This is a genomic window from Micromonospora trifolii (assembly GCF_022229005.1).
Taxonomy (GTDB): Bacteria; Actinomycetota; Actinomycetes; order Mycobacteriales; family Micromonosporaceae; genus Micromonospora; species Micromonospora trifolii.
Window position 1 is genome coordinate 39,459 of record NZ_JAKKFD010000008.1, and the last position, 12,927, is coordinate 52,385.

The 12,927-nt window shown below is 72.8% G+C and carries 10 protein-coding genes; 6 read left to right on the plus strand and 4 right to left on the minus strand.

All coding sequences use genetic code 11. The annotated features are described in order from the left end of the window. Nucleotides 1-45: 45 nt before the first annotated feature. The 3 genes from NIE79_RS05565 to NIE79_RS05575 form a co-directional block, all read right to left on the minus strand. Complete coding sequence (locus NIE79_RS05565) at nt 46-1,239, minus strand: hypothetical protein (protein WP_238677516.1); 1,194 nt, start codon at nt 1,237-1,239, stop codon at nt 46-48. Then, complete coding sequence (locus tag NIE79_RS05570) at nt 1,236-1,784, minus strand: SigE family RNA polymerase sigma factor (RefSeq protein ID WP_238677517.1); 549 nt, start codon at nt 1,782-1,784, stop codon at nt 1,236-1,238. The genes NIE79_RS05565 and NIE79_RS05570 overlap by 4 nt, the downstream gene beginning before the upstream one ends. Nucleotides 1,785-1,854: 70 nt before the next feature. Then, on the minus strand, nt 1,855-2,436 hold the full coding sequence (locus NIE79_RS05575; RefSeq protein ID WP_238677518.1) for a TetR/AcrR family transcriptional regulator: 582 nt from the start codon (nt 2,434-2,436) through the stop codon (nt 1,855-1,857). Between the two features lie 106 nt (nt 2,437-2,542). Here NIE79_RS05575 and NIE79_RS05580 point away from each other — a divergent pair, with 106 nt between their 5' ends. Next, nucleotides 2,543-3,700: an FAD-dependent oxidoreductase gene (locus tag NIE79_RS05580; RefSeq protein WP_238677519.1), complete on the plus strand. Its 1,158-nt coding sequence runs from the start codon at nt 2,543-2,545 to the stop codon at nt 3,698-3,700. On the opposite strand, the gene NIE79_RS05585 is transcribed toward NIE79_RS05580, so the two are convergent. Next, entirely contained in the window at nt 3,697-4,926 is a 1,230-nt protein-coding gene (locus NIE79_RS05585; protein ID WP_238677520.1) for an MFS transporter, read from the minus strand. The two genes, NIE79_RS05580 and NIE79_RS05585, sit on opposite strands and share 4 nt — an antisense overlap. A gap of 121 nt (nt 4,927-5,047) precedes the next feature. Between NIE79_RS05585 and NIE79_RS05590 the strand changes: the two genes are divergently transcribed. The 5 genes from NIE79_RS05590 to NIE79_RS05610 all read left to right on the plus strand — a co-directional run bounded on the left by NIE79_RS05590 (nt 5,048) and on the right by NIE79_RS05610 (nt 12,892). Then, on the plus strand, nt 5,048-6,835 hold the full coding sequence (locus NIE79_RS05590) for an HSP90 family protein (RefSeq protein WP_238677625.1): 1,788 nt from the start codon (nt 5,048-5,050) through the stop codon (nt 6,833-6,835). A 2-nt stretch (nt 6,836-6,837) separates the two neighbouring features. Further along, nucleotides 6,838-9,723 (plus strand): tetratricopeptide repeat protein, encoded by a 2,886-nt coding sequence (locus NIE79_RS05595; RefSeq protein ID WP_238677521.1) that lies wholly within the window; start codon nt 6,838-6,840, stop codon nt 9,721-9,723. A gap of 100 nt (nt 9,724-9,823) precedes the next feature. Beyond that, nucleotides 9,824-10,423, plus strand: a complete 600-nt coding sequence (locus tag NIE79_RS05600) for a TetR/AcrR family transcriptional regulator (RefSeq protein WP_238677522.1) — start codon at nt 9,824-9,826, stop codon at nt 10,421-10,423. 71 nt (nt 10,424-10,494) lie between these two features. Further along, nucleotides 10,495-11,832, plus strand: a complete 1,338-nt coding sequence (locus tag NIE79_RS05605) for an acetyl-CoA carboxylase biotin carboxylase subunit (RefSeq protein WP_238677523.1) — start codon at nt 10,495-10,497, stop codon at nt 11,830-11,832. 139 nt (nt 11,833-11,971) lie between these two features. Next, nucleotides 11,972-12,892: a hydroxymethylglutaryl-CoA lyase gene (locus tag NIE79_RS05610; protein ID WP_238677524.1), complete on the plus strand. Its 921-nt coding sequence runs from the start codon at nt 11,972-11,974 to the stop codon at nt 12,890-12,892. Nucleotides 12,893-12,927 lie beyond the last annotated feature (35 nt).

Below are 12,927 nucleotides of genomic sequence, written 5' to 3' on the forward strand. Positions count from 1 at the left end.
ACGACAGTCCCCGCGCGACAGTGAACGTCGCGCGGGGACGGTGTCTCAGCCAGGCAGTGCGAACACGCCGCGCAGATCGCGGACGATGCCGGTGATCTCGCCGGTCTCCGGGTGCCAGCGGGCCAGGGCTGCCGGTTGCAGTCGAAGCAGCACCGCGCCCTTGTTGTCCCAGCCCAGGACGTCGCAGCAGCCCTTGCCGCGGTCCCGGCCCAGGTCGAGCAGGTGGAGCACGGCGCCGGTCCGCGCGTCCAGCACGGCGGTCCCCTCGGCACCGTCGATCTCGTTGTTGACGATCCAGGCCGCCCGGGCCAGGCGCTCGCCGTGCAGCCAGCCCCGGCCGTAGAACTCGTTGACCTGGTAGGGCGAGGGCAGCGCCGAGCCGTTGATCGGCTGTTCGGAGCGGAGTTTGCCCTCCCGGGCGGTAAGGCTGCGTAGCATCAGGCTGGTCCCCACGCCGTACATGTCGATCAACGGGGCCTCGCGGCCTGCGGCCGGGTCGGGAGCGATCAACTCCCAGGTCGAGACGTCGATCGTGCTGGCCGCCCCGGTGACCCGGTCCACCGCGTACGTCCGGTCGTCGCCGCCGACCAGCACCCGGTCGTGCGCCCACACCACCAGCTCCAGGTAGCCATCGAGCGGTATCCGGCGGACGGCCGCCGTGGTGAGGTCCACCATGATCAGCTCTTTGGTCTGCGCGAACGCGGCCGACCGGCCGTCCGGCGACAGCATCCCCGGCTTCAGCGCGGGAGCCTCGTTGCCGCTCGCGTCCCGGGTCGGCGCCAGCGTCACCACGTCGAGGCTGCGCATCACGCCGTCGTCGCCGAGCACCCGGACCGGGCCGTTCGCGTGGTACTCCTCGTCGACCGGCTGGAACAGCGCCAGTGCCTGCTGGACCGGTCGCTCGGAGAGCGGCACGGTCGCCGGGTCGCCGAGCTTGGCCAACGGATCGGGAGTAAAGGTCAGCCCGGCGGGCGCTTTCTGCACCGGACCCGCGTGGGAGGGGTCGACGGTCGGGGTCACCGTCGGGCCGACCGGAGGGGCCGGCGTCGGGTCGGCGGGCGGTCGCAGCGCCGCCACCGTGCCGCCACCGACCAGCAACACGGCCAGGGCGACCACTCCGACGGCCCGCCGGGTACGCCGGGTACGCCGAGCCCCTTCCCATCCGGCGGCGGCCGGCTGGCTCGGGAGCACGTCCTCGACGCTGACGGTCAGCAGTCGACGCAATTCCTGTTCGTTCACGGGTTCACCTCCAGACCGCTGGCCAGATCGGCCGAGCCTCGGCGCGGTCGGGCATCGCGGGCGAGGTCCGGGGCGACCTCGCGGAGTCGGCGCAGCGCCGCATGGCACTGGCTCTTCACGGTGCCGACGGTCACCCCGAGTGCCTCGGCGGTGGCGACCTCGGTCAGGTCCTCGTAGTAGCGCAACACCAGCACGGCCCGCTGCCGCGGTGGCAGCAGGCCCAGCGCGTCGTGCATCGTCAGCCGCAACGCGCCGTCCCGGTCATGGGCGACCTGGTCCGGCGGCGCGGCACTGAGCCATTCCCGCCGCCGGCGGCGCCACCACGACACCGAGTCCCGGTAGAGGATGGCCCGCACGTACGCGGAGGGGTCGCCGTCGCGGACCGAGGACCAGCGCAGCGCCAGCTTCAGCAGCGCGTCCTGGAGGAGGTCTTCGGCCTGATGCTGGTTGCCGCAGATCAGGTAGGCCGCGCGGAGCAGCCGGTGCTGGTGGTTCTCCACGAAGGCGAGGTAGCCGTCGCGTCCGTCGTCCCTCGTCGGCGCCATCCGCCCCCCTCCCGGCCGTCGCGATGTACGCGTCATCTGGCAGACGCACGGGAGGTGGGAAAAGGTTGGGTCAGCCCGGTGACGTTCCGGTCAGATAGCGCTGGAGGGTCGGCGCGATCCAGGAGACCAGCTCGTCCGGCGGGGTGTCCACAATCGGCGGCAGGCGGACGATGTACCGGGTGAAGGCGAGGCCGAGGATCTGGCTGGCCACCAGGCCGGCCCGTCGGGCGGTCAGCGCCGGGTCGGTGCCGAACGTGGCCACGGCGGCGGTGAGCTGGTCGGCGAAGATGCCGCGCATGCGTTCGGCAGCGCCGGGGTTGGTGCTGGCGGCCCGCAGCAGCGCCACAAGGGTCTCGTCGCCCTCCCAGCGGGCGAGGAAGTGCCGGACCAGCACCTCACCGAGCTGGGCGGGCGGCACCGGGGTCAGGTCGGGCAGGCGTAGGTCGAACTCGGCCGCCGCCGCGAAGAGCCCCTCCTTGCTGCCGTAGTAGCGCATCACCATCGACGGGTCGATCTGGGCGTCGGCGGCGATGGCCCGGATGGTGGCGCGCTCGTAGCCGTCCGCCGCGAACCGTTCCCGGGCCGCTCGCAGGATCGACGCCCGGGTGGCGTCGGAGCGGCGGGGCTGGGTGGGCTGGGCGGACGGGGTCATGCCAACGACCGTATGCCAACAGGTGTTGACATGCAATCGAGTCGGCCCTAGCGTTGCCAACAAGTGTTTGCCAACACCTGTTGGCAAAGGTCTTCTGGAGGTGGCCATGCTGCCCACGAGCACCGACGTCCTGGTGGTGGGGGCCGGCCCCACCGGTCTCGCCACAGCGTTGACGCTGGCCCAGCGCGGGGTCGCCGTGACAGTGCTGGACCGGTTGGCCGCGCCGCCGACGACCTCCCGCGCAGCCGTCGTGCACGCGTACACCCTGGAGGTGCTGGACCGGATCGACGCCGCGGCGCCACTGATCGCCCAGGCGGTGCGCACGCCGCGCTTCACAGTGCGCGACCGGGACCGGGTGCTGCTGTCGGTGCCGTTCCACGAGCTGCCGTCCCGCTTTCCCTACGCGCTGCTGGTCTCCCAGGCGGTCACCGAGGCCGTGCTCACCGAGAAGTTGGCTGAACTAGGCGTCCACATACGACGTCCGTGTCAGCTCACCGGGCTGAGCAACGCCGGTGACGACATGCTCGCGCAGGTCGACGGGGAGGCGCTGCGGGCCCGGTTCGTGGTCGGTGCGGACGGCCTGCACAGCACGGTCCGGCAGTTGGCCGGCATCGGCTTCACCGGCGGCAGCGACGAGGAGTCCTTCGTGCTCGCCGACGTGCGGGTGCGCAGCGTGCTGCCCCGCAACGAGGCGGCGCTCTTCCTCGCCCGCCCCGGGCCGCTGGTCTGGGCACCACTGCCCGGCGGGGTTGTCCGGTTGGTCGCCGCAGTGGCGAGCGCCCCGGCCGAACCGGATGCGGCCTACCTTCAGGCGTTGCTCGACGAGCGCGGCCCGGCGCGACGACCCGACCGGGTGACCGAGGTGCTCTGGGGCTCCCGGTTCCGGGTGCACCACCGGATCGCCGACACCTTCCGAGCCGGGCCGGTGCTGCTCGCCGGCGACGCCGGTCATGTGCACAGCCCGGCCGGTGGGCAGGGGATGAACCTCGGCATCTGCGACGCGGTGGCGCTCGGCACCGCCGTGGCGGACGTGTTCGACGGTGGCCCGGAGACACTGCTCGACGACTACAGCGCCCGGCAGCGGCCGATGGCCGAGGACGTGCTCAGCTTCGCCGCCGGGCTGACCAGGTTGGCCGGCGTCTCCCCGGCTCGTCGGCCCGCCCGCGACGTGCTGCTCCGGCTGCTTGGTGCCGTCCCACCGGCCCGTCGGCGCATCGCGCTGCGCCTGTCCGGGTTGTCGCACCGCGAGCGGACGCCGGGTTAGGCCGCGCGGCTCAGCACGGCGGGCGCGGCCGGCCGCAGCGAACGCCACGCGGCGAGGGTGACCAGCGCTAACGTCCCCGCCGCCGCGCCCGCCACCGGTGCCGTGCCGTAGGCCGCGGCGGCCAGCCCGGCGAGTGCCGCCCCGAGCGGTGCGGCGAGCAGACCCATCATCCGCTGGGCCGCACCGACCCGGCCCAGCAACTCGCTCGGCACGTGCCGCTGCCCGTACGACGCCCAGAGGCTGTTCCACACCACGGTGCCGGCGGCGAAGACGGCCAATGCGATCCCGCCCGACACCGGATGCCGAGCCAACGCGAAGCCGGTCAGCGCCACGGTCTCCACGGCCAGCACCGCGCGCAGCGCCGGCACCGTACCGAGCCACGCGGCGAGCCGCCCCGCCCCCAGCGCCCCCGCCACACCCCCGACGATGGCGGCGGCGGCGAACAGCCCGTACCCCGCAGGCGGTACCCGCAGCACGTCCAGCGCGTAGAGCACGAGCACCGCCATGATTCCGCTGATCGCCAGGTTGCTCGCGGCGGTGAGAACTGTGACCCGCCACAGGGTCCGGTGCGCCCGCAGCCACCGCAACCCCTCGACGATCTCGTTCCACACCGAGCCGCGCCGGGCTCCGGGCCGCGTTGCCACGGTCGCCACGGCAGTCGGCGCGAGGGCCAGCACGAGCAGGGCGGCCGCCGCGAAGGTGACGGCGTCGAGGGCGAACGGGAGGGCCGGAGCCACGGCGAACAGGACACCGGCGGCCGGCGCTCCGAGGAAGCCACCGGCCACAGCGGACCCCGCCTGGAGCCGGCCGTTCGCCCGGGGCAGCGCGTCCGGCGACACCAGCGCGGGGAGCAACGCGAACGAGGCGGAGTCGAAGAGAGTGCCTAACGTGGCAAGCAGAAACGCCGCCACCAGCAGCACCAGGACGGTGACCCGGTTGAGAGCGACCACCACTGCCAGCGCCGCCACCACTGCCGCGCGTACCCCGTCGACCACTGCCATCGTCCGACGACGGTCCCAGCGGTCCGCGTACACGCCGCCGAGCAGGCCGAAGAGCAGCGGCGGCAACTGCCCGGCCACTGTGACCGCAGCGATGATCCGGGGATCCCGGGTCACCGTCGCGGCCAGCAGGGCCAGGGCCGGGGTACGCAGCGCGTCCCCGAACCGGGACGAGACGGCCGCGGACCACAGGAGCCGGAAGTCCCGGCCCAGAGCGGAGGAAGTCATGCCGGCGACCGTGCCGGTTCGACCGGGTCGAGGGTCAAGCCGCCGGGCGAAAAGGGGACCGCGCCTGTCGGTGATCATGGGTACGGTGAGCGCCGGCATCGGGACCGGGGAGACATCAGGCGTGGACCACACCTTCCAGGTCGACCTACGTGGCGTGGTCGACCTGCTCAGTCATCACCTCTACGGCAGCCCGCGGGTCTACGTCCGCGAGCTACTCCAGAACGCAGTGGACGCGATCACCGCCCGACGCCGGGTCGAGCCGGACGCGCCGGCGCTGGTACGCATCGAACCTCCGGACAGCACCGGCGACGGCACGCTACGGGTGCACGACACCGGCATCGGCCTGACCGAGGCGCAGGTGCACGAGCTGCTGGCCACCATCGGCCGCAGCTCGAAGCGCGACGAGCTGGGTTTCTCCCGGCACGAGTTCCTCGGCCAGTTCGGCATCGGCCTGCTCTCCTGCTTCCTGGTGGCCGACGAGATCCAGGTGCTCACCCGACACGGTGACGACCCCACGGTCCGCTGGACCGGGTACGCCGACGGCCGCTACGCGGTGACGGTGGCCCCGCCGGAGGCCGCCCGAGCCGAGCCGGGCACCACTGTCACGCTGGTGCCCCGCCGCGACGCGGACCAGTGGTTCACCACAGCGACAGTCACCGACCTGGCCCGGCTCTTCGGTGCGCTGCTGCCGGTCACCGTCCGCGTCGGCGACGTCGTCACCACCACCGGGGAGCCGCCCTGGCCGACCACGCCGGGTGCGCCACTGGACCGCGCGGCGCTGATCCGGTACGCCCGGGAGACGCTCGGCGTGGACCCGTTCGACGTCCTGCCGCTGGCCGTGCCGGAGGCCGGGCTGACCGGTGTCGCCGTCATCCTGCCGACCCCGGTGAACCCGGCGGCCCGGGCCGGGCACCGGGTCTACCTCAAGCGGATGCTGCTCACCGAGAACGCCGACGGGCTGCTGCCGGAGTGGGCGTTCTTCGCGCACTGCGTGGTGGACGCGACCGAGCTGCGCCCGACCGCCAGCCGGGAGGCCCTCTACGAGGACACCCTGCTGACGGCCACCCGGGAGGCGCTCGGCGACCAGGTGCGCGGCTGGCTGGTCCGCCTGGCCCGGCACGACCCGCACCGGCTGGCCGAGTTCCTCCAGGTGCACCACCTCGGTGTGAAGGCCCTGGCGCTGCACGACGACGAGATGCTCCGGCTGGTCGACAGGTGGTGGCCCATGGACACCAACGTCGGCACGCTCACCCTCGCCGAGTTCCGGGAGCGCTACGGCGTTGTCCGCTACGCGGCGAGCCTCGACGAGTTCCGTCAGCTCGCCGCGGTGGCCGCCGCTCAGGACCTGGCGGTGGTCAACGCCGGCTACACGTACGACACGGAGCTGATCGAGCGGCTGCCGGTGGTGGACCGCTCGGTGCTGATCGAGCGGCTGGAGCCGAGCGACCTCACCACCCGGTTCGACGCGCTCGACCCGCAGGTGGAGTTGGCGCTGCGACAGTTCCTCGCGGCGGCGCAGCGGGCCGTCGAGCGGTCCGGCTGCGAGGTGGTCATCCGGGCGTACGACCCGGTCTCGCTGCCAGCGCTCTACCTGGTCAGTCGGTCGGCCGCGTTCAACGACCAACTCGCGGCCAGCAGGGACCGCGCCGACGAGCTGTGGGGTGGAGTGCTCGACGCGCTCGCCGCCACCGCCCCGCCGGATCGCCCGCAGTTGGTGCTCAACCACCGCAACCCACTGGTACGACGGGTGGTCAACCTGAACGACCCGGAGCTGGTCGGCCTCGCCATCGAGGCGCTGTACGGGCAGGCGCTGCTGCTCGGCCACCATCCGATCCGCGCGGCCGACGCGGCGCTGCTGAACGATTCCTTCCTCGGCCTGCTCGGCCGGGCTGTTCCGGGACGGGAGTGAGCATGAGCGACGAGGATCTGTGGCGGGTGCTGCACGGCATCGCCGACATGCCGTACGGGGCGGGGCAGATCGCCGCCCTGGAGCAGTTGCTACGCCGGGTGGACGCCGCCGACGACAGGCATCTCGCCTTCGTCACCCGGATGCAGGCCACCACCGGCTACATCTACGGCGGTGAGCCGGCGAAGTCCTTCGTGACGTTCTCCTGGTGTCTGTCCGAGTTCGACAGGGACCCGCAGCCCTACCATCAGCGCCACCTGCACCAGTTGCTGTGGCACTTCAAGTACATGGCGTCCGGCCTGCTGAAGTTCCCCGAGGTGCCACTGGACCGCACGTACGCGGTGCTGGACGACATGGAGAGGCGCTACCGGGCCGGTGGGCACAGCCTTCAGGCCGTGCACAAGCACCGGTTCCGGGTTGCCGAGCACGTGGGCGACGTCGAGGCCGCCGCGCACTGGTACCGGCTCTGGCAGACCACCCCGCGCGACGAACTGTCCGACTGCGCCGGCTGTGATCCGACGAGCCGGGTGGGCCACCTCGCCGACACCGGCCGGGACGCCGAGGCGGTGGCGCTGGCCGAGCCGGTGCTCGCCGGTCGGCTCACCTGCACCGAGCAGCCGCAGGCGATCCTCACCGCGCTGCTCCTGCCGTACCTGCGCACCGGGCGGGGTGACCAGGCACGGGACGCGCACCGGGAGGCGTACCGCCGGCTGCGCGGCAACCTCGCGGACCTCTGGGACATCGCGGACCACATCGAGTTCTGCACGCTGACCGGCAACGAGGCGCGGGCGGTCGAGCTGGTCGAGCGGCACCTGGACTGGCTGGACCGGCCGCCGTCGCCGGCGGCCGCCATGCACTTCGCCGCGGCGTCCGCCGCCGCGCTGCGTCAGGCCGGCCCGTCGACCGTGTACCGCCGCGCCGCCGAGGGCCGGCCCGCCGCCGAGGTGTCGGCGGCGTCGTTGGCGGAGGACCTGGCCGCGACCGCGACCGGTCTGGCCGCCCGCTTCGACACCCGTAACGGCACCACCCACCAGTCGGAGTGGATCGCTCGCCGGCTGGCCGTGCAGGCGAGCGGGGAGCACGTGCCGCTGTCGGCGAGCGTCCGCCGCCGCCCGGCCCGCCCGGTCGGGGACGAGCCGGTCGTCGAGCAGGGCACACCAGCGTCGTCGGCCGACCGGGTCCGGCGAGTGTCAACCGACAGGGCTGAACCACGGGCCGTGACCCTGCCGGTCGACGCCGGCCCGGACGATCTGCTGGACCTCGCTGAGCAGAGCTGGGGCCGGCACGACCGGGCCACCTTCCGGGCGGCACTTGTCGCCTTCGATGACCGGTTCGGCTCGGCCGAGCTGCCCGCACGCACGTCCGCGCACCGGCTGGCGCTGCGCGCGTCGGAGCGCGGCGACGAGGACGACACCGATGGTGCGATCAAGCTGAACCGGGCGGCGTTGGAGCTGTACCGGGAAGCTGGCGAGGAGGTGGCCGCCGAGACGGTCGCCGGGCGGCTCGGCGTGCTGTTGACCCGGTCCGACGACGACACCGACGAGGGTCTGCTGCTGGCCCGAGAGGCGGCCGAGGTCCTGGACCGGCTCGGTGACGCCGGGCAGCGGGCGGCCGGACACGACCGGGTGGCGTTGGCGCTGCTGCACCGCGAGCGTTGGGCGGACGCGCTCGCCGCGCTCGACGGGGTGCCGGCCGACGCGGGCGGCGACCAGCACCTGGCGGCCCGGATCGCCCTGCACCGGGGGCACCTGCTGGAGCAGTTGGACCGCGTCGACGAGGCCCGCGCCGTCGTCGACGAGGCACGTCGGATCGGCCGCGAGCTGGGCGTCGGCGAGGTGGTCACGGGCGCCTGCCTGGCGTACGCGCGGCTCGTCGACGATCCGGCGGACGCCGTGGCCGCCTGCGACGAGGCGTTGGCGGCGGCACCGGCGGACGCGGAGTTGCCGGTCCGGGTCACCCGCGCCCGGGCGCTGTTGGCGGCCGGCCGGGCCCCGGACGCTGTGGACGACTTCGTCGAGGCGGTGACGCTGTGCGTGGAGCGGGGCGCCGAGGGGGACGCGTTCCTGCGGTGGGAGCTGGCGAACGCGTACCGCATGGTGGGCCGGCTCGCCGAGGCCGCCGAGGTCGCCGAGGAGGCCGTGCTCGGTCTGGATCGGCTGGGCGCCCAGGCGGAGGCTGATCGCTGTCGACACCTGCTGGCCGGCGTCTACGCCGGCCTTGGTGAGATCGACCCGTCGTTGGCGCTGCTGGAGCAGCTGGCCAGCAATCTGGACGGACCGGACAACCTTCCGCACCGGGCGCAGGTGCTGGAGGAGGCCGGCGGGATCCTCTACGACGCCGACCGGGACGCGGCGGCGGGCGAGCGGTTCGCCGCCGCGGCTGAGGCGTACCGGCTCGGTGACCTGCCGCTGGACGAGCTGCGCGCCCGCCGGCGGGAGACGTACGCCTGGTTCTGGGCCGACGACCGGGACGCGGCGTTGCACGCCGTCGAGGTGGTGGACGGGTTGGCGGCGAAGCTGGCCGGGCAGGCCGATCCGCCGGTGCTGTACGAGCTGGCGATGGCGGCCGAGGCCGGAGCACGCGTGCTCACCGGGCAGGACCGACCGGACGAGGCGCTGGCCCGGCTCACCGGGGTGCCGGACCGGTTGCGTTCGATTGAGGCGTTCGGCGAGGCCGCCCAGGTGGAAGCCCTGATCGGTGAGCTGCTGCTGCGCATGGACCGGCCGGCCGAGGCGGAGCCGCTGCTGCGCCGCGTACTCGGTGGGTTGCCGGCCGCCTCGCGGCAGGTCCGCCAGACGGCCTGGCTGCTGACGCGGGCGCTCGATCTGCTCGATCGACCCGAGGAGGCCGCCGCGTTGCGCGCGGAGCATGACCTGGACGAGGACGACTGACCTGACTGGCCGCCCCTGGCCAGGTCAGGGGCGGCCCGGTCCGGTGCGGAGGGAACTGACCGGCAACCATTGCGGGCTCCTCGCGGTCTAGGCTTGCCCGGTGACGGTGGAGCAGCAGGCACGGGGTGCGGCGGGTGCGGGCCGGCGCAGGTCCCGCAAGGACGAGATCCTGGAGATCGCGGTAGGTCTGTTCGCGGCCCGTGGCTATCACGGCGTGTCGATGGACGACATCGGCGCGGCCGCCGGGGTCACCGGTCCGGCGCTCTACCACCACTTCGCCGGCAAGGAAGCCATGCTGGCCGCCGCGCTGATTCCGGTCAGCGAGGGGTTGCTGGCCGGTGGGCGGGAACGCGCCGTCGGGGGTTCGGACGACCCGCGCGGCGTGCTGGAGTCACTGATCGACTTCCACGTCGAGTTCGCGCTGGCCAATCCGGCGGTGATCGCATTGCACCTGCACGAGCTGGACCGCCTGCCGGAGGAGCCTCGGCGCCGGATTCGTCGCCTGCAACGGCTCTACGTCGAGGAATGGGTCACGGTGCTCACCGCGCTGCACCCGGGCATGCCCGACGGTGAGGCGCGGGTGCTCGCGCACGCCGCGTTCGGCCTGATGAACTCGACGCCGTTCCTCGGTGGTGAGGTGGACCGGCGACGCCGCGCCGAGCTGCTGCGCGGCGCAACCCTGGCCGCGCTGCTCGCCTGAGCCGACTCGTCAGAACCGTACCGGTCATGATTCCCTGACAGCGTCCCACCATCCGGACGCCGGGAGGAAACATGATCGAGTCACTGCTGGTCGCCAATCGGGGCGAGATCGCCCGCCGGATCATCCGGACCGCCAAGCGGCTCGGCATCCGCGTGATCGCGGTCCACTCGGAGGCCGACGCGGATCTGCCGTTCGTCGCGGAGGCGGACGAGGCGGTCCTCATCGGCCCACCGAACCCGGCGCTGAGCTACCGCAACACCGAGGCGATCCTCGCCGCCGCGAAGTCGACGGGCGCGCAGGCCATCCACCCCGGGTACGGCTTCCTGTCGGAGAACGCCGAGTTCGCCCGTACCGTCGAGGCGAGCGGCCTGATCTGGGTCGGACCCGACGCGGACGCGATCACCGCGATGGGCGACAAGATCAACGCCCGGAACCTGATGGCGGCGGCGGGTGTTCCGGTCGCGCCCGGCACCACCGACCCGGCCGCCGACCTGGACGCGGCGGTGACGGCCGCCGCCGAGATCGGGTACCCGGTGATGGTCAAGGCCGCCGCCGGTGGTGGCGGCATGGGCATGGGCGTGGCCGTCGACGAGGCCGCGCTACGCACCGAGTACGACAAGGTGCGCGCGTTCGCCGAGCGGATGTTCGGCGACGGCTCGGTGTTGATCGAGCGGTACTTCCCCCGGGTGCGGCACGTCGAGGTGCAGATCCTCGGCCTGGCCGACGGCCGGGTGGTGGCGCTCGGCGAGCGGGAGTGTTCGGTGCAGCGGCGCAACCAGAAGCTGGTGGAGGAGTCTCCGTCCCCGGCGGTTTCGCCGGAGCTGCGAGCCCGTCTCCTGGCCGCGGCGGTGCGGGCCGGCGAGGCGGTCGGCTACCGCAACGCGGGCACTGTGGAGTGTCTGCTCGACCCAACGATCGGCGAGTTCTTCTTCTTGGAGATGAACACGCGGTTGCAGGTGGAGCACCCGGTGACCGAGTACGTCTACGGCATCGACCTGGTCGAGGAGCAGCTGCGGGTGGCCTCCGGGCTGGCGCCGACGTTCGACCCGGACGCGTTGACCCCGAGTGGGCACGCCATCGAGATGCGGATCAACGCGGAGGACCCGAAGCGCTTCCTGCCCGGCCCCGGTGTGATCAGGACGTGGGTGGAGCCGACGGGCGACGGCGTCCGGGTGGACTCCGGCTACACCGAGGGCAACACTGTCACCCCGTTCTACGACAGCCTGCTGGCCAAGCTGATTGTGAGCGGCGCGACCCGCGACGAGGCGCTCGATCGCGCGAAGGCGGCCGTCGCGGCGTTCCAGATCGAGGGCCCGAAGAACAACGTCCCCTTCTTCGCCGAGCTGCTGACCAACGACGAGTTCCTCACCGGTGCCTACGACACCGGCATCGTCTCCCGCATGCGCTGACCCCACCCCCACCCTTGTTGATCAAGAGGTTTGCGTCAGGATTCGCGCCGCGGATGACGCAAACCTCTTGATCAACAGCGGGGTGGCATGCTGGGAGGACCCCCTAAGCACTGCTTTCGTCACAGTGAGGTGACCCCTTATGGCGGACCTGCCAGATTCCGTCTCCATTCGTGAGGTTGGGCCGCGGGACGGGTTGCAGAACGAGGACCCGATCCCGACCGACGCCAAGGTGCGGCTGCTCGACGCCCTCTCCGGCACCGGCGTACGCCGGATCGAGGCGGTGTCGTTCGTGCACCCGAAGGCGATCCCGCAGATGGCCGACGCCGACGAGGTGTGGCAGCGGGCGGTGAAGGCCGACGGGGTGCGGTACTCCGCGCTGGTGCCGAACAGCCGGGGCGCCCAGCGGGCCCTCGCCGCCGGATTCACCGAGATCGAAGTGGTGGTCTCGGCCAGCGACACGCACAACCGGCGCAACGTCAACCGGTCCACCGATGAGTCGCTGGACGACATCGCCGAGCTGATCGACCTGCTGCACGGTGCGTCGGCGCGGGTCGAGGTGATCGTGGCGACCAGCTTCGGCTGCCCGTACGAGGGGGACATCGACCCGCGGCGGGTGGCCGGGATCGTGGACCGGGTCGTTCGCGACGGCGCGGACCGGGTCGCGTTCGGCGACACCACCGGCATGGGCACTCCGCGTCGGGTCCGCGAGCTGTTGACAGCGGTACGCGACCGCAACGCGCACGTGCCGGTCCTGCTGCACTTCCACAACACCCGGGGTACGGCGTTGGCCAACCTGCTGACCGCGCTGGAGCTGGGGGTGACCGAGTTCGACGCCAGCGTCGGTGGCCTCGGTGGCTGCCCGTACGCGCCGGGGGCGAGCGGCAACCTGGCCACCGAGGAGGCCGTGCACATGCTGCACGACATGGGCATCGACACCGGCATCGACCTGTCGACGCTCATCGAGGCGGCGGAGTTGGCCGAGGAGCTGCTCGGCAAGAAGCTGCCGTCCGGTGTGCTGCGCGCCGGTCCGCGTACCCGGCTGACGCCGCTGCCGAGCTGAGGACGCGACGAAGGGGCCGGCGCGTGCGCCGGCCC